The sequence below is a fragment of the Streptomyces sp. NPDC088745 genome, assembly GCF_044751045.1.
GTDB lineage: Bacteria > Actinomycetota > Actinomycetes > Streptomycetales > Streptomycetaceae > Streptomyces > Streptomyces cremeus.
Genome location: NZ_JBIVLB010000003.1, coordinates 509168 through 525445, shown reverse-complemented (window position 1 = coordinate 525445; position 16278 = coordinate 509168). Strand labels below are relative to the sequence as shown.

20 protein-coding genes are annotated in these 16278 nt (G+C 73.2%); 2 read left to right on the top strand and 18 right to left on the bottom strand.

Annotated elements, in window-relative coordinates:
• Position 1: 1 nt before the first annotated feature.
• The 7 genes from trpM to hisI all read right to left on the bottom strand — a co-directional run bounded on the left by trpM (position 2) and on the right by hisI (position 4686).
• Positions 2 to 142 (bottom strand): tryptophan biosynthesis modulator TrpM, encoded by a 141-nt coding sequence (trpM, locus tag ACIP93_RS11645; protein WP_380836942.1) that lies wholly within the window; start codon positions 140 to 142, stop codon positions 2 to 4.
• A 10-nt stretch (positions 143 to 152) separates the two neighbouring features.
• Positions 153 to 962, bottom strand: coding sequence for an indole-3-glycerol phosphate synthase TrpC (gene trpC / locus ACIP93_RS11640; RefSeq protein WP_345223880.1), 810 nt, complete (start codon positions 960 to 962; stop codon positions 153 to 155).
• 149 nt (positions 963 to 1111) lie between these two features.
• Entirely contained in the window at positions 1112 to 1546 is a 435-nt protein-coding gene (locus ACIP93_RS11635) for a DUF2752 domain-containing protein (protein WP_401757616.1), read from the bottom strand.
• A 143-nt stretch (positions 1547 to 1689) separates the two neighbouring features.
• On the bottom strand, positions 1690 to 1947 hold the full coding sequence (locus ACIP93_RS11630) for an HGxxPAAW family protein (protein ID WP_345223877.1): 258 nt from the start codon (positions 1945 to 1947) through the stop codon (positions 1690 to 1692).
• Positions 1948 to 2026: 79 nt separating this feature from the next.
• A complete protein-coding gene (locus ACIP93_RS11625; RefSeq protein WP_345223875.1) occupies positions 2027 to 2680 on the bottom strand; it encodes a TIGR02234 family membrane protein in 654 nt (217 codons plus the stop codon).
• 72 nt (positions 2681 to 2752) lie between these two features.
• The gene (locus ACIP93_RS11620; RefSeq protein WP_401757614.1) at positions 2753 to 4237 is read right to left on the bottom strand and encodes an anthranilate synthase component I; all 1485 of its coding nucleotides are present in this window, start codon (positions 4235 to 4237) and stop codon (positions 2753 to 2755) included.
• A gap of 11 nt (positions 4238 to 4248) precedes the next feature.
• Positions 4249 to 4686, bottom strand: coding sequence for a phosphoribosyl-AMP cyclohydrolase (gene hisI / locus ACIP93_RS11615; protein ID WP_401757612.1), 438 nt, complete (start codon positions 4684 to 4686; stop codon positions 4249 to 4251).
• An 83-nt stretch (positions 4687 to 4769) separates the two neighbouring features.
• Here hisI and ACIP93_RS11610 point away from each other — a divergent pair, with 83 nt between their 5' ends.
• Positions 4770 to 5402 (top strand): TIGR03085 family metal-binding protein, encoded by a 633-nt coding sequence (locus ACIP93_RS11610; protein ID WP_345223867.1) that lies wholly within the window; start codon positions 4770 to 4772, stop codon positions 5400 to 5402.
• A gap of 55 nt (positions 5403 to 5457) precedes the next feature.
• On the opposite strand, the gene ACIP93_RS11605 is transcribed toward ACIP93_RS11610, so the two are convergent.
• The 11 genes from ACIP93_RS11605 to hisD form a co-directional block, all read right to left on the bottom strand.
• Complete coding sequence (locus ACIP93_RS11605; protein ID WP_401757609.1) at positions 5458 to 6744, bottom strand: MFS transporter; 1287 nt, start codon at positions 6742 to 6744, stop codon at positions 5458 to 5460.
• A gap of 15 nt (positions 6745 to 6759) precedes the next feature.
• The gene (locus tag ACIP93_RS11600; RefSeq protein WP_401757607.1) at positions 6760 to 7359 is read right to left on the bottom strand and encodes a winged helix-turn-helix domain-containing protein; all 600 of its coding nucleotides are present in this window, start codon (positions 7357 to 7359) and stop codon (positions 6760 to 6762) included.
• Positions 7360 to 7452: 93 nt separating this feature from the next.
• Complete coding sequence (locus ACIP93_RS11595; protein ID WP_345223861.1) at positions 7453 to 8664, bottom strand: cytochrome P450; 1212 nt, start codon at positions 8662 to 8664, stop codon at positions 7453 to 7455.
• A gap of 96 nt (positions 8665 to 8760) precedes the next feature.
• A complete protein-coding gene (gene hisF, locus ACIP93_RS11590) occupies positions 8761 to 9516 on the bottom strand; it encodes an imidazole glycerol phosphate synthase subunit HisF (protein WP_345223859.1) in 756 nt (251 codons plus the stop codon).
• Positions 9513 to 9914, bottom strand: coding sequence for a RidA family protein (locus ACIP93_RS11585; protein WP_345223857.1), 402 nt, complete (start codon positions 9912 to 9914; stop codon positions 9513 to 9515). Before ACIP93_RS11585 ends, hisF begins: the two co-directional genes overlap by 4 nt.
• The gene (gene priA / locus ACIP93_RS11580; protein WP_345223854.1) at positions 9911 to 10639 is read right to left on the bottom strand and encodes a bifunctional 1-(5-phosphoribosyl)-5-((5-phosphoribosylamino)methylideneamino)imidazole-4-carboxamide isomerase/phosphoribosylanthranilate isomerase PriA; all 729 of its coding nucleotides are present in this window, start codon (positions 10637 to 10639) and stop codon (positions 9911 to 9913) included. Before priA ends, ACIP93_RS11585 begins: the two co-directional genes overlap by 4 nt.
• Positions 10639 to 11280, bottom strand: a complete 642-nt coding sequence (gene hisH / locus ACIP93_RS11575) for an imidazole glycerol phosphate synthase subunit HisH (protein ID WP_345223852.1) — start codon at positions 11278 to 11280, stop codon at positions 10639 to 10641. The genes priA and hisH overlap by 1 nt, the downstream gene beginning before the upstream one ends.
• Positions 11277 to 11444 (bottom strand): hypothetical protein, encoded by a 168-nt coding sequence (locus ACIP93_RS11570; RefSeq protein WP_345223849.1) that lies wholly within the window; start codon positions 11442 to 11444, stop codon positions 11277 to 11279. Before ACIP93_RS11570 ends, hisH begins: the two co-directional genes overlap by 4 nt.
• Positions 11445 to 11448: 4 nt before the next feature.
• Positions 11449 to 12042, bottom strand: coding sequence for an imidazoleglycerol-phosphate dehydratase HisB (gene hisB, locus ACIP93_RS11565; RefSeq protein WP_345223847.1), 594 nt, complete (start codon positions 12040 to 12042; stop codon positions 11449 to 11451).
• Positions 12039 to 13163, bottom strand: a complete 1125-nt coding sequence (locus ACIP93_RS11560; RefSeq protein WP_401757603.1) for a histidinol-phosphate transaminase — start codon at positions 13161 to 13163, stop codon at positions 12039 to 12041. Before ACIP93_RS11560 ends, hisB begins: the two co-directional genes overlap by 4 nt.
• Positions 13142 to 14464 (bottom strand): histidinol dehydrogenase, encoded by a 1323-nt coding sequence (gene hisD / locus ACIP93_RS11555; RefSeq protein WP_401757601.1) that lies wholly within the window; start codon positions 14462 to 14464, stop codon positions 13142 to 13144. The genes ACIP93_RS11560 and hisD overlap by 22 nt, the downstream gene beginning before the upstream one ends.
• Before the next feature lie 199 nt (positions 14465 to 14663).
• Between hisD and ACIP93_RS11550 the strand changes: the two genes are divergently transcribed.
• Positions 14664 to 16211, top strand: a complete 1548-nt coding sequence (locus tag ACIP93_RS11550; protein ID WP_345226551.1) for an oxidoreductase — start codon at positions 14664 to 14666, stop codon at positions 16209 to 16211.
• Positions 16212 to 16278 lie beyond the last annotated feature (67 nt).

The window sequence follows — 16278 nt, the reverse complement described above, 5'->3', positions numbered from 1 at the left end:
TTCAGCGACGCCATCGCATGCCGTTGATCTGACCGGGCTCGGCACCGATGTGGTACCGGACCCGCCTGCCCAGCACCCGTCGCGCGGGCGCGCGGCAGCCGCGGGGGCGGCAGCCGCGGGCGAGACGGGCGTGCGGAGTCATGACGGGAACCCTAACCCCGGCCGTGCCGCAGCGCGGGGTGCGCCCCGGCGGCGACCAGGTCCGCCACGGCGGCCCTGGGGTCGCGCCCGGTGACGAGCGACTCCCCGACCAGCACCGCGTCCGCGCCGGAGTTGGCGTACGCGATCAGGTCGTGCGGCCCGCGCACACCCGATTCGGCGATCTTGACGATGTGGTCCGGGATCTCCGGCGCGACCCGCTCGAACGTGCCGCGGTCGACCTTGAGCGTCTTCAGGTTCCGCGCGTTCACGCCGATGATCTTCGCCCCGGCGTCGACGGCCCGGTCGACCTCGTCCTCGTCGTGCACCTCCACCAGCGGGGTGAGCCCGATGGACTCGGCCCGCTCGATCAGCGAGACGAGCGCGTCCTGCTCCAGGGCGGCGACGATCAGCAGCGCCAGGTCGGCGCCGTACGCACGCGCCTCCCAGAGCTGGTAGGCCGTGACGATGAAGTCCTTGCGCAGCACCGGAATGTCGACCTTGGCGCGTACGGCCTCCAGGTCGGCCAGCGAACCGCCGAAGCGGCGCTGCTCGGTGAGCACGGAGATGACGGCGGCGCCGCCCGCCTCGTAGTCGGCGGCGAGACCGGCCGGGTCCGCGATGGCCGCCAGGGCGCCCTTCGACGGGCTGGACCGCTTGACCTCGCAGATGACCTTGACGCTGTCGCCGCGCAGGGCCGCGACACCGTCCTTGGCGGCAGGCGCCTTGGCAGCCCGCTCCTTGAGCTCCTCCAGGCCGACCCGCGCCTGCCGCTCTGCGAGGTCGGCGCGGACGCCTTCGATGATCTCGTCGAGCACACTCACGCGAGCTGCCCCCTTCCGGGACGGTGGTGGAGGGCCAGGATCGGCCACGAGCGATGGTATCCGCACCGGGCCGCTCCCCCCGCATCCGGCTGCCGGGTGTCCCACTACCTGGGCACCGCCCGGCCACCGCCCGGGCGGTGCCTGCGGCTTCACGGTGCGAGGGCTGAGCCGAACGGCAGATTCCGGACAACGCTGAAGACGGCGAAGACGGTCCCGAGGACCCACCACTGGACGCGCGTCAGGGAGACGTCCATCCTCCTCCCCTTCACCGCCCGTGTGATCCACACCACCATGAGCACGGCGAAGGCCGCGTACCCCGCCACCGCCATGGCGTTGGCCCCGGCCGCGGTGACGAGATCACCGTGCGCGACGGCGTGCGCGCTGCGCAACCCGCCGCAGCCGGGGCACAGGATGCCGGTCAGGGCGAGCAGGGGGCAGGTCGGGTAGTGCCCGGCCTCGTTCGGATCGACGGCCCCGACGTACACGAACGCGCCGACGACCCCGGCGAGGGTGGCCAGGGGCGCCACGAGCCGCTTGGCCGGCGGGGTCGGTGCGGGGGCGGGGGCTGACGGGAAGGCGTCCACTCCGCGATTCTCCCCTCCCCTCCCCCGGAACGCACGCACCGCTGCGTCGTTTCAGTGCCTCCGTGCACCCGGACCCCGGACGCGCGAAGGCGCGGGTCCGGAGAACCGGGCCCGCGCCTCTCACGTCGTACCGCCCGGCGGAGCTACCGAAGCTGGGCCCGTCCCGCCGCCGTCCGCGCCTCGACCAGGGCCGACGGCTCCTTCGGCATGCCGAGGCCCGCCATCCGCATGCCGAGTCCGACCAGGCCGCCGACCACGGAGATGCCGATGCCGGCCCAGAAGCCCGCCGGCTGGGCCATCACCGTGTACGCGCTGGAGACGCAGATGCCGATGAAGGCGATCAGTACGCCGGTCCAGGCGGCCGGGGTACGTCCGTGGTGTCCGCGGCTAACGCCCGCCATGAGGTGCTCCTTGTTGTGTCTTCCGCTGGAATGCTCGGGGCTCATTGTTCCCCACCCGGACACCGCGCGTGACGTCGGGTCACCCTTCGCGCGTCGGCGCGGCGGTGGGGTCCTCGCCCCGGTCGAGCGCCTTCCACAGCTCCTCGGGGCGCTCGGGGTCCGCCGGGCGGCGGGCGGCCGTCCGGCCGCGCGGGCCGCCCTCCCGCTCGTACCGGCCGCCCATGCCCGGCCACTTCCCCCCGAACCGCAGCGCGAGCAGCCCGGCGGCGAGGATCAGCAGTCCCCCGAAAGCGGTGACGTACGGCCAGCCCGTTTGGGTGAGTCCGCTCACCGTGGCGGCCGCGTCGCCCGACAGCTTGGCCGCCTGCTCGTCCAGAGCCGCGCGGTCCCCGGCCCCCAGCAGCGAGGCCGCGACGGCTCCCGCCCCGCTCAGGGCCAGCAGCGCCGACACGAGGACGCGTCCCGCGCGGCGCACCGCGAAGACCGCGACCAGGGCGGCCAGGGCGACGATGGCGAGGGCGGCGGGCACACCGGTGACGGCCTGGCCGTCGGCCTCCAGGGTCTTGGCGCCGATGCCGGCGACGGTGGCGGTGCCCGACCGCCAGGTCTGGCCGGAGGCGATGAGGACGACGGTGGAGCCGAGGGCCCCGAGCAGCAGGGCCGCGGCGAGGCTTCGGCGGCCCGTGCCACGGGCGGCGGAGGAGGTCTGGGGGGCGGGGGGTGCGGCGGTCACACCCCCCACTATCCCTCACCCCTCCCGCGCCGACCGAGGCGGAGGTTCCTCAGCCGCCGGGGCGGGGGTTCCTCAGCGGCCGAGGCGGTTGGCCGTGTGCACGGCCCGCAGGACCGCAGCGGCCTTGTTGCGGCACTCCTGGTCCTCGGCCGCGGGGTCGGAGTCGGCGACGACACCGGCTCCGGCCTGCACGTACGCCGTGCCGTCCCGCAGCAGGGCGGTACGGATGGCGATCGCGGTGTCGGAGTCGCCGGCGAAGTCGAGATAGCCGACGCACCCCCCGTACAGCCCGCGCCGGGTCGGCTCCAGCTCCTCGATGATCTGCAGGGCGCGCGGCTTCGGGGCCCCGGACAGCGTGCCGGCGGGGAAGCAGGCGGTCAGCACGTCGAAGGCGCTGCGTCCCCGCGCGACCCGCCCGGTGACGGTCGAGACGATGTGCATGACGTGCGAGTACCGCTCGATCGACATGAAGTCGACGACCTCGACCGAGCCGGGTTCGCAGACCCGCCCCAGGTCGTTGCGTCCGAGGTCGACGAGCATCAGGTGCTCGGCCCGCTCCTTGGGGTCGGCCAGCAGTTCGTCGGCCAGCGCCTGGTCCTCCCGCGGGGTGGCGCCGCGGTGCCGGGTCCCGGCGATGGGGTGCACCATGGCCTGCCCGTCCGCGACCTTCACCAGCGCCTCGGGGCTGGACCCGACCACGTCGAAGCCGTCGAAGCGGAAGAGGTACATGTACGGCGACGGATTGGTCGCGCGCAGCACCCGGTAGACGTCCAGGGCGGTGGCGGTGCACGGCGTCTCGAACCGCTGCGACGGGACGACCTGGAAGGCCTCGCCCGCCCTGATGCGCTCCTTGACGTCCTCGACGGCCGCCCGGTAGGCCGCGCCGCCCCACTTCTCCGTGTACACCGGGACCTCGGAGGGCGGCAGCACGGCGGGGTCGGTCGGGACGGCCCGGGAGAGGTCGGCCTCCATGGCGTCCAGGCGGGCGACGGCGTCCGCGTACGCCTCGTCGACCCCGGTGTCGAGGTCGTTGTGGTTGATCGCGTTGGCGATCAGCCGGACGGTGCCGTAGCGGTGGTCGAGCACCGCGAGGTCCGAGGTGAGGAGCATGGTCAGTTCGGGGAGTCCGAGCTCGTCCGCGCCGTGCTTGCCGATCCTCTCCAGGCGGCGCACGATGTCGTACCCGAGGTAGCCGACCATGCCCCCGGTGAACGGCGGCAGGTCGGCGGCCAGGTCGCGGGGGGTGTGCAGGGTCTCGACCGTCGCCCGCAGCGCTTCGAGCGGGTCTCCGTCCGTCGGCACGCCGACGGGGGGCGTCCCGATCCAGTGGGCGCGGCCGTCGCGCGCGGTGAGGGTGGCGGCGCTGCGGACGCCGACGAAGGAGTAGCGGGACCAGGACCGGCCGTTCTCGGCGGACTCCAGGAGGAAGGTGCCGGGGCGTTCGGCGGCGAGTTTGCGGTAGAGCCCGACGGGGGTGTCGCCGTCCGCGAGGAGGGTGCGGCTGACGGGGATGACGCGGCGGTCGGCCGCCAGCTTGCGGAAGGTCTCCAGATCCATGGCCGCTGACCCTACTTGCCGTCGGTGCCGGCGGGCACGTCGGCGGCGAGGAGCACATCGGCGTCGAAGCAGGTGCGGGCGCCGGTGTGGCAGGCGGCGCCGGTCTGGTCGACCTTGACCAGCAGGGTGTCGCCGTCGCAGTCCAGCGCGACCGACCTCACGTGCTGGACGTGGCCCGAGGTGTCGCCCTTGACCCAGTACTCCCGGCGGCTGCGCGACCAGTAGGTGCACCGGCCGGTGGTCAGCGTGCGGTGCAGGGCCTCGTCGTCCATCCAGCCGAGCATCAGCACCTCGCCGGTGTCGTACTGCTGGGCCACGGCGGGGACCAGTCCGTCGGGGGTGCGCTTGAGGCGGGCGGCGACGGCGGGGTCGAGGCCGCTGCCGGGGGTGCTGCCGGAGGCGGCGGCGGGGGCGCGGTCGGGGCGGGGCTGGGGTGCGGGCGTACTCATGGGGCAATTGTGCCGCTCGCGGCACGGGGTCCGGCCCGACGTCCACTGTGCGGACGCCCCCCGGTCGCCGTACGCTGGCCGACATGTCGACCCATGCCAAGCGTGAACGGCTTCTTCTCGCCGACCTGTTGGAGGCCGCGGGCCCCGACGCGCCGACCCTCTGCGAGGGCTGGAGCGCCCGCGACCTCGCCGCCCATGTGGTGGTCCGCGAACGCCGCTCGGACGCGGCGGCCGGGCTGCTGGTCCCCGCCCTGCGCAACCGCCTGGAGCGCGTCCAGGCGGAGTTCGCCGCGAAGCCGTACGAGGAGCTGGTGCGGCTCATCCGCACGGGACCGCCGAAGCGCTCCCCGTACGCGCTGAAGCAGGTGGACGAGGCGGCGAACACGGTGGAGTTCTACGTCCACGCCGAGGACGTGCGGCGGGCGCAGGCGCAGTGGACGCCCCGGGTGCTCGATCCGGTGTTCGCGGACGCGCTGTGGACGCGGGTGGAGAAGATGGCCCGGGTCCTGGGGCGGAAGTCCCCCGTCGGGCTGGTGCTGCGCCGTCCCGACGGCCGGACGGCGGTCGCCCACCGGGGCACGCCGGTCGTCACGGTCACCGGCGAGCCCGGCGAGCTGCTCCTGTTCGTCTTCGGCCGCCAGGAGCGGGCCTCGGTCGAGCTCGACGGCGACAAGGACGCCGTGCTGCGCCTCACCGAAGCCAAGCTCGGCCTCTGAGGGTCCCGTCCCCGCGACGGGTACGGGGAGGCCCCCTCCGGTGCCGGAGGGGGCCTCAGTGGGGCAGTTCCGCGCCCCGGACCTCGGGGGACCAGATCCCCGCCACCGCCCCCAGCCCGCACAGCACCGCGCACCCCGCGAAGACCGCCGGGATCGACCACACTCCCGTCGCGGCCCCCACCACCGGGTACATCAGCGGTGCCACGCCGAGGCTGACCAGCGACTTCACGGACGTGACGCGGCCCAGGAAGGCGGGCGCCGTGTTCACCTGGACCAGTCCCGCGGTCAGCCCCCCGCTCATGCCGACCAGCAGCCCCATCGGGACCGTCACCGCCACCGCCACCGCCAGTGTCGGTGCCGACCCGAGCACCGCCACCAGCGCCGAGCCCGCCGCGAGCGCGACCAGCCGCACCCGTCCCGCCCTGGCCACCCGCTTCACCAGCGTCAGCGTCAGGGCGCTGCACGCCGCGCCCACGCTGAACGCGCCCACGATCCAGGCGATCCCGGCCGCGCCCCAGCCCCGGTCCGAGCAGAGCAGCACCATGCCGACGTTGATGACCGGGATGCCGCCCAGCTCGAAGAGGATGTTGGAGGCGACGAGCGGCCCGACCAGCTTGTGCCGGCGCAGGTAGCCGAGTCCCTCGGTGAGGTCTCCCCAGACGTTCCGCTTCGCGGCCGCCCCCTCGGGAGCGGCCTCGCCCGGCGCCTCCGGCAGCGGCGCCACCCGTACCGCCACCAGCAGCACCAGCGACACCGCGAACAGCGCGCCCGCCACCGCGAACGCCGCCGCGGGCCCGCCGAGCCCCATCGCGAGCCCCGCGACCGGCGCGCCGACGATCCCGCCGAAGCGGTTGGTGAGGGCCTTCATGCCCTGGACCCGGACGAGCTGGTCGGCGCCCGTGATGCGCGGCGGCAGCGCTCCCACCGCCGGCAGGAACAGGGCGTCCACCGCGCCGAAGACGAGCGCGACGACCACCAGCACCCACACGGCGGGGCCGGTGGCCATCAGCAGCACCGCGATGCCGACGATCACCGCGCAGCGCACCGCGTCCGCGCCGATGACGACCGCGCGCGGGCCGAGCCGGTCGGCGATCACTCCGCCGCCGAGCATCAGGACCGCCCGGGGTATCGCCCCGGTGGCCATGATCATGCCGACCTCGGCGGGCCCGCCCGCCTGCGCGGCCGCCCAGCCGAGGGCGAGGAAGTAGACGCTGTCGCCGACGAGGGAGGCGGCGTACGCGGTGAGCCAGCGCAGCACGTTGCCGTCGCGGTAGGCGGGTCCGCCCGCCGGGCCGGGGCCCTCCGTCCCGTCCTCCACCGGTTCCACACGTGATTCAGTCATCGCTGTTGAGCCCTCTCAGGGACGGAACGGAAAGCCGAACATCTGGACGGAGACCTGCTCGCGCCCCTCCGTGCCACCCGCCGCCTCGGCGGCCCGTCCGCGCTCCCGGTAGGTGATGATCAATTCCCGCAGTTCCTCGGACAGTTGCTGGAGCTCGGCGGCGGTCAGCCGGGGCATGTACTCCCAGTTGAAGGCGGCGTCCACCCACTGGGCGCCCCAGCTCGCACTGCCGTCGAGGTAGGTGTCGTACCGCTCCTGCCGGGCGCGCAGGAGCTGCCGGGTGACCTGGCCGACGACGGCCACGCTCTGCGGCGAGTCACCGAAGTCGGAGTTGCGGAAGGTGAATCCGCGCTCGACCCGCCACCAGCGCTCCCGGGCGTCGCCGGCCAGCTCCGGGGCCTCCACGATGAAGCCGTGCGCGGCCAGCTTCCGCAGGTGGTAGCTGACCAGCGAGACCGCCTCGCCGAGCTGGCCGGCGAGGCGGGACGCGGTGGCCGCACCCCCGGTGAACAGGGCCCGGTACAGCTCGATGCGCAGCGGGTGGGTGAACACCTTGAGGGCGTCGAGGTCCGTGATGCGCCGAGGATCGGGCGTTTGTTCGGGTGCCGGGGCCATCTGGGCACAGTAAGGAAGGAAAGGAAAGTTGCGCAATGTTCTTTGCGGAACTTTCCGGCTGCAACTTCCCTTGCGGTGCGCCGAATTGACGCTTTACCAGCGAACTCGCAGCTTTCGTACGCCCCGGATGAGCATTCCGGGAATCCATGGCCCGGCGTCCGGCGGGCCGTCGGCGGCGAGGTCCGGGAAGCGTTCCAGGAGCCCGCGGAGGGCGATGCGGCCCTCCAGCCGGGCGAGCGGCGCGCCGATGCAGAAGTGGATGCCGTGCCCGAAGGCGAGGTGCCCGCGGGCGTCGCGCCGGATGTCGAAGCGGGAGGGGTCCTCGAAGCGCGTCCCGTCGCGGTCCGCGTCGGCCATCACGATCAGCACCGTCGAGCCCGCCGGAATGCGCGCCCCGGCGAACTCCACGTCCTCGCGGGCGATGCGCGGGGTCGAGCTCTCGACCGGCCCGTCGTAGCGCAGGATCTCCTCGACGGCGCCGCCCATCAGGCCGTCCAGGTCGCCGCGCAGCAGGGCCAGTTGGTCCGGGTGGCGGAAGAGGGCGCGCAGGCCGTTGCCGATCAGGTTCACGGTCGTCTCGTGGCCCGCGACGATCAGCAGGAAGGCCATGGAGAGGAGTTCGTCCTGGCTGAGCCGGTCGCCGTCCTCGTCCGCAGTGTGGATGAGCGCGCTCAGCAGGTCCTCGCCGGGCTGCCCGCGCTTGGCCTCGATGAGTTCGGTGAGGTACGGCATGACGGCGGCGTACGCGGCCCGCTCGGCCTCGGGACTGCTGGGCGAGACGGTCTCGTTGGACCAGCCGCGGAAGGAGTCGCGGTCCAGGTCGGGCACCCCGAGCAGGTCGCAGATGACGGTCATCGGCAGCGGGAAGGCGAGCGCGTCGATGACGTCGGCGGTGCGCGCGCCGCCCGCCTCCATCGCGTCCAGCAGTTCGTCGGTGAGCTGCCGCACGCGGGGCGCGAGGGCCTCGATGCGGCGTGGCGTGAACTCGCGGGCCACCAGCCGGCGCATCCGGGTGTGGTCCGGCGGGTCGCTGAGCAGGACGTGCGCGTTGCCCGGCCCGTGCGCGTAGGCGGGCAGCTCCGGCGCGAGGTGGCCGTGGGTGCGCCAGTCCCGGCTGAACCGGGGGTCGACGAAGGCCGCCCGGCACGCCTCGTGGCCGACGACCAGCCACAGGTCGTCCCCGTCGGGGGTCAGCACGCGGTGCACCGGTCCCCGGGCGCGCAGGGCGGCGTAGCCGGGGTGGGGATCGGCGACGAAGTCGGGGCTGAGCTCCAGCAGTTCGACGGCGGGTGTGGAAGCGGACATGGCTGTTCCCCCTCGGATGGTCTCTCCGAGGGGGAACGCTAGTCAGTGCCGATCTTCCACCACAGCCGGTTTCACGTCAGTTGCCCGGTGTCCGGGTCAGCGCACCGGGTGGCCCGCGCCGCTGAGGGCCGTCTTGACCTCACGGATCTTCAGGTCCCCGAAGTGGAAGACGGAGGCCGCGAGGACCGCGTCCGCACCGGCGTCGACGGCCGGGGCGAAGTGCTCCAGCCGGCCCGCGCCGCCGCTGGCGATGACGGGGACGGTGACGTGTGCCCGTACGGCCGTGATCATCTCGGTGTCGTAGCCGTCCTTGGTGCCGTCGGCGTCCATCGAGTTGAGCAGGATCTCGCCCGCGCCCAGCTCCGCCGCCCGGTGCGCCCACTCGACGGCGTCGATGCCCGCGGAGCGGCGGCCGCCGTGGGTGGTCACCTCGAAGGAGCCGGACGCGGTGCGCCGAGCGTCCACCGACAGCACCAGCACCTGACGGCCGAAGCGCTCCGCGATCTCGCGGATCAGGTCGGGACGGGCGATGGCCGCGGTGTTCACGCCCACCTTGTCGGCCCCGGCCCGCAGCAGCCGGTCCACGTCGTCGGCGGTGCGCACGCCGCCGCCGACGGTCAGCGGGATGAAGACCTGCTCGGCGGTGCGCCGCACCACGTCGTAGGTCGTCTCGCGGTCGCCCGACGAGGCGGTGATGTCCAGGAAGGTCAGCTCGTCGGCGCCCTCGGCGTCGTACAGCTTGGCCATCTCGACGGGATCGCCGGCGTCCCGCAGGTTCTGGAAGTTGACGCCCTTGACGACGCGCCCGTTGTCCACGTCCAGGCAGGGGATGACCCGTACGGAGACGCTCATGCGGCCCCTCCCCGGTACGCCTCCACCTCGACCTCGACGACCAGCGAGGGGTCGACGAAACCGTTGACGATCAGCATGGTCGCGGCCGGGCGGATCGTGTCGAAGAGCTCCTTGTGGGCGCGGCCCACCTCCTCGACGTCCCGCGCGTGCGTGAGGTACATGCGGGTGCGGACGATGTCGGCGCGGGTCAGGCCGAGCTGTCCGAGGGCCTGCTCGGCGACGCCGAAGGCGGTCATGGTCTGCTCGAACGGGGTGCCCGCGTCGATGACGCCGTCCACCACGGACGTACAGCCGGCCACCAGGACGAGGCCGTTGGGCAGTTCGACGGCCCGGGCGTAGCCGAACTGCTCCTCCCAGGGGGCGCCGGTCCGGACGCGGCGCACGTCGGGGGAGCTCATCGGGAGACCGCCTCCAGCGCCTCTTCCAGCGTGAACGCCTTCGCGTACAGCGCCTTGCCGACGATCGCGCCCTCGACTCCGTCGGGCACCAGGGAGGCGAGGGCCCGCAGGTCGTCCAGCGAGGAGACGCCGCCGGAGGCCACGACGGGCTTGTCGGTGGCGGCGCAGACGTTCTTCAGGAGTTCCAGGTTGGGGCCCTGGAGGGTGCCGTCCTTGGCGATGTCGGTGACGACGTAGCGCGCGCAGCCCTCGGCGTCGAGCCGGGCCAGCGTCTCGTAGAGGTCGCCGCCGTCCCGGGTCCAGCCGCGGCCGCGCAGGGTGGTGCCGCGGACGTCCAGGCCGACCGCGATCTTGTCGCCGTACTCGGAGATGACCTTGGCGACCCACTCGGGGGTCTCCAGGGCGGCGGTGCCGAGGTTGACGCGCCTGCAGCCGGTGGCGAGGGCCGCCGCCAGGGACGCGTCGTCGCGGATGCCGCCGGACAGCTCGACCTTGATGTCCATGGCGGCGGCGACCTCGGCGATGACCGCGCGGTTGTCGCCGGTGCCGAAGGCGGCGTCCAGGTCGACCAGGTGCAGCCACTCGGCCCCGGACTTCTGCCAGGCGAGGGCCGCCTCCAGCGGGGAGCCGTACGAGGTCTCGGAGCCGGACTCGCCGTGCACCAGGCGCACGGCCTGGCCGTCGCGGACGTCGACGGCGGGAAGAAGCTCAAGCTTGGGGGGCATCAGAGGGTTCCGATCCAGTTGGTGAGCAGCTGGGCTCCGGCGTCGCCGGACTTCTCGGGGTGGAACTGGGTGGCCATGAGCGCCCCGTTCTCGACGGCCGCCACGAAGGGCTCGCCGTGCGTGGCCCAACTGACGCGCGGGGCCCGGATGAGGGGGTTGGTGACTTCCAGCGACCAGTCGTGGACGGCGTAGGAGTGCACGAAGTAGAAGCGCTCGTCGGCGTCCAGACCGGCGAACAGCTCCGAGCCCTCGGCGGCCTCGACGGTGTTCCAGCCCATGTGCGGCACGACGTCGGCCTTGAGCGGCGCGACCTCGCCGGGCCACTCGTCCAGGCCCTCGCTCTCGACGCCGTGCTCGATGCCGCGCGCGAAGAGGATCTGCATGCCGACGCAGATGCCCATGACCGGGCGGCCGCCGGACAGCCGGCGGCCGACGATCCAGTCGCCGCGCGCCGCGCGCAGTCCCTCCATGCAGGCGGAGAACGCGCCGACGCCGGGCACCAGCAGCCCGTCCGCGTTCATCGCGGTGTCGTAGTCGCGGGTGATCTCGACGTCCGCGCCGACCCGGGCGAGCGCCCGCTCGGCGGAGCGGACGTTGCCGAAGCCGTAGTCGAAGACGACGACCTTCTTCGTGTTCGTCATTCCCAGAGTCCCTGAATTCGCAGGACGCCCGCGACCAGGCACATCGCGGAGGCCAGTCCGAGCAGCACGATCACGCCCTTGGGCATCTTCTGCTTGGAGAAGGAGTACATGCCGCCGAGCAGGAAGAGCCCGACGACGATGAGGATGGTGGAGAGGCCGTTCATGGGGTTACAGCGCACCCTTGGTCGACGGGAGGATGCCGGCGGCCCGCGGGTCGCGCTCGGCGGCGTAGCGCAGTGCCCGCGCCAGGGCCTTGAACTGGCACTCCACGATGTGGTGGGCGTTGCGTCCGTACGGCACGTGGATGTGCAGGGCGACCTGGGCCTGCGCGACGAAGGACTCGAAGATGTGCCGGGTCATGGTCGTGTCGTACGAACCGATCATCGGCGCCATGTTCTCGGGCTCGGTGTGCACGAGGTAGGGGCGGCCGGAGAGGTCGACGGTGACCTGGGCGAGGGACTCGTCCAGCGGCACGGTGCAGTTGCCGAAGCGGTAGATGCCGACCTTGTCGCCGAGGGCCTGCCGGAAGGCGGCGCCGAGCGCGAGGGCGGTGTCCTCGATGGTGTGGTGGGTGTCAATGTGCAGGTCGCCGTCGGTCTTGACGGTGAGGTCGAAGAGGCCGTGGCGGCCGAGCTGGTCGAGCATGTGGTCGTAGAAACCGACCCCGGTGGCGACGTCGACCTTGCCGGTGCCGTCGAGGTCGATCTCGACGACGACCGAGGTCTCCTTGGTGGTCCGCTCGACACGTCCGATGCGGCTCATGCGTCTCGCTCCTTCTTCAGGTCGCGTACCGCTTCCAGGAACGCGTCGTTCTCGTCGGGGGTGCCTGCCGTGACCCGCAGCCAGCCGGGTACGCCGTTGTCCCGGACCAGGACGCCCCGGTCGAGGATCTGCTGCCACACGGCGTGCGCGTCGTCGAAGCGGCCGAACTGGACGAAGTTGGCGTCCGATTCGGTGGCCTCGTGGCCGATGGCCCGCAGTTCGGCGACCAGGCGGTCGCGCTCGGCCTTCAGCGCCTCGACGTACCCGAGCAGGGTATCGGTGTGCTCCAGCGCGGCGAGCGCGGTGGCCTGGGTCACGGAGGACAGGTGGTACGGCAGCCGTACGAGCTGGACCGCGTCCACCACGGCCGGATCGGCGGCGAGGTAGCCGAGCCGCAGCCCCGCCGCGCCGAAGGCCTTGGACATGGTGCGCGAGAGCACCAGGTGGGGGCGGCCCTCGATCAGCGGCAGCAGGGAGGCGCGGTGGCTGAATTCGCCGTACGCCTCGTCGACGACGACCAGGGACGGCTTGGCGGCCTGGGCGGCTTCGTACAGCGCGAGGACGGTGTCGGCCTCGACGGCGGTGCCGGTGGGGTTGTTGGGGCTGGTGATGAACACCACGTCGGGCCGGTGCTCGGCGATGGCCTGCTGCGCCGCCTCGACGTCGATGGTGAAGTCCTCGTTGCGGGGGCCCGGGATCCAGCCGGTGCCCGTGCCGCGCGAGATGAGCGCGTGCATGGAGTACGAGGGCTCGAAACCCATGGCGGTGCGGCCCGGACCGCCGAAGGTCTGCAGGAGCTGCTGGAGGATCTCGTTGGAGCCGTTGGCCGCCCAGAGGTTCTCGACGGCGACCGGGTGCCCGGCGGTCTTCGTCAGGTACGCGGCCAGCTCCGTCCGCAGCTCGACCGCGTCCCGGTCGGGGTAGCGGTTGAGGGTGCGGGCGGCCTCGCGGACGCGCTCGGCGATGCGGTCGACCAGCTCCTCGGGGAGCGGGTACGGGTTCTCGTTGGTGTTCAGCCGGACGGGGACGTCGAGCTGGGGGGCGCCGTAGGGGGTCTTGCCCTTCAGCTCCTCGCGGATGGGGAGGTCGTCGATACCGGTCACTTGCCGGGCACCTTCCATCCGAACCTCGCCTTGATCGCCGCGCCGTGCGCGGGCAGGTCCTCCGCCTCGGCGAGCGTCACCACGTGGTGGGCGACGTCGGCGAGGGCCTCGCGGGAGTAGTCCACGACGTGGATGCCGCGCAGGAAGGACTGGACGGACAGGCCCGAGGAGTGGCAGGCGCAGCCGCCGGTGGGCAGGACGTGGTTGGAGCCCGCGCAGTAGTCGCCGAGGGAGACCGGGGCGTACGCGCCGACGAAGACCGCGCCCGCGTTGCGGACCCGGTCGGCGACGGCGGCGGCGTCGGCGGTCTGGATCTCCAGGTGCTCGGCGCCGTACGCGTCGACCACCGTGAGGCCGTCCGCCACCGAGTCCACCAGCACGATCGCGGACTGCCGCCCGGCGAGCGCCGGGCGGATCCGGTCGGTCCGGTGCTTGCTGGCGTCCACCTGCGGCACGAGTTCGCGCTCGACGGCGTCCGCGAGCGCGGCGGAGTCCGTGACCAGCACGGCCGCGGCCAGCGGGTCGTGCTCGGCCTGCGAGATCAGGTCGGCGGCGACGTGCGACGGGTCGGCGGTGTCGTCCGCGAGGACGGCGATCTCGGTGGGCCCGGCCTCGGCGTCGATGCCGATGCGGCCCGCGAAGTAGCGCTTGGCCGCGGCGACCCAGATGTTGCCGGGCCCGGTGACCATGTTGGCGGGCGCGCAGGACTCGGTGCCGTACGCGAACATCGCGACGGCGGTGGCGCCGCCCGCGGCGTACACCTCGTCGATCCCCAGCAGCGCGCACGCGGCGAGGATCGTTGGGTGCGGCAGGCCGCCGAACTCGGCCTGCGCCGGGGAGGCGAGGGCGACCGACGGGACGCCGGCCTCCTGCGCGGGGACCACGTTCATGATCACGGACGACGGGTAGACGGACCGGCCGCCGGGCGCGTACAGGCCCACCCGGTCGACGGGAACCCACTTCTCGGTGACCGTGCCGCCGGGCACGACCTGGGTGGTGCGGGTGGAGCGGCGCTGTGCGCGGTGCACCAGCCTGGCCCGCCGGATGGACTCCTCCAGGGCCGCCCTGACCTCCGGGTCGAGCTGCTCCAGCGCGTCGGCGATCGCCCGCGCCGGGACCCGGACCTCGGTCAGCGTGACCCCGTCGAACCTCTGGGCGTACTCGACCAGCGCCGCGTCGCCACGATGATGCACGTCCTCGCAGATCGGCCGCACCTTCTCCAGGGCGGCCGTCACGTCGAAGTCGGCTCGGGGCAGCAGGTCGCGCAGGGCTCCGCCCTCGGGGAGGGCCTTGCCGCGCAGATCGATTCGTGAGATCACGTACCCAATTCTCGCAGACGGCTTCCGGCCACCGGCCGCCCGTATCACTGGCTGATACGCGGCACAGTGGTCCCGTGTGTCACCGGTGACCACTAGCGTGCACTGCGTTACGTACGCAACCGAGGGATGGGGCGGCGCAGTGACCGAGGGGCAGCGGGACGACGAGGCGCCCGACTGGCTCAGCGCGGCGGAGCTGGGAATGTGGCAGGCCTTCCGCAACGGCAGCGCCTACGACCTGCGGGTGCGCGACCCGCTCGCCGACGACCCGATGGCGGCCCGCTCCTGGGGGCCCGAGCGCACGGTCCGGGCCAGGGTGGTCGCGCTGCTGCTGCTCAGCGGGCCCGAGGCGCGACCCGGCCGGGTGGCGGCGCTGAAGCTGCGCGGGGTGCAGATCACCGGGGCGCTGGACCTGTCGGGCGGCACGGTGGCTCCGTACGTGGAGCTGAACGGCTGCCGCTTCGACGGCGAGCTGCTGCTGCCGGAGTGCCGGTTCACCACGCTGCGGCTGGTGGGCTGCTCGGTTCCGCGCCTGGAGGCGGCCCGGCTGCACACCGAGGGCGACCTGCACCTGCCGCGCTGCCGGGTGGAGAACGGGGTGCGGCTCACCGACGCCCAGATCGGCACCGACCTGCTGATCAACCAGGTCGTGATCGGCCGCGACCGGCGCGGGAAGTCCCTGCTCGCCGACGGGCTCTCGGTCGCCCAGGACCTCCAGGCGGAGCTGATCGAGACACACGGCGAGATCAGCCTGCGGGGCGCGAAGATCGGCGTGTCGCTGAGCCTGCGCGGCAGCCGGCTCAGCAACCCGTACGGCAAGCTCGCCCTCAACGCCCCGCAGCTCACGGTGGAGCGCTCGCTCTACCTGACCCCGGCCGGACTCTCCTCGCAGCTCTACGGCAACGCCACTCCCCCGTACGGCATCGGGCGCGGCATCGGCGGCACCCCCGCCCGGGGCGTGCGCGTGCAGCGCTTCGAGTGCCTGGGCGGCATCCGGCTGGACGACGGCCGGTTCGGCGACGCGGTCGACCTCCAGGACGCGCGCTTCACGCTGGAGAACGACCAGGAGGTCTCGCTGCGCCGCATCCAGACCCCCGAGCTGCGCTTCCTCGGCGAGCGTCCGGAGCGGGGCAGGGTGGTGCTGTCCGGCGCGCGGATCGTCACCCTGGTCGACAAGTCGACGAGCTGGCCGGGGCCCGGGCAGCTCTCGATGGGCGGCTTCGTGTACGAGACCCTGGTCCCGGTGGGGCACTTCCCGCTGGCCAGACGGCTGGAGTGGGTGACGGCGGCGACCCCCGAGTACGCCCCGGAGCCGTACGAGCGGCTGGCCGCCGTCAAGCGCAACAGCGGCGAGGACTCCGAGGCGCGCGAGGTGCTGCTCACCAAGCAGCGCCGGCGGCGGGAGACGCTGCCGCTGGCCGGAAAGGCCTGGGGCGTCCTCCAGGACTGGACGGTCGCGTACGGGTACCGGCCGGGCCGGGCGGCGCTGTGGATGGCGGTGCTGTGGGCGGCGGGGACGCTCGCCTTCTCGCGTTACGATCCCGAGCCCATCAAGGCCGACGAGCACCCGCAGTGGAGTGCGGCCCTCTACGCCCTGGACCTGCTGGTGCCCGTGATCAACCTCGGCCAGGATGGCCACTGGCTGCTCAAGGGCGTCTGGCAGTGGGCGGCAGCGGGGCTGATCCTGCTGGGCTGGGTCCTGGCGACGACGGTCGCGGCGGGCGCGTCCCGACTGCTGCGGCGGGGGTGAGGCGGGGGGCCTCCGGGGGGTGGGCGCCGGGGGGCGTCCGGGGGGCGGGTGCCGGGGTGCGGCGCGG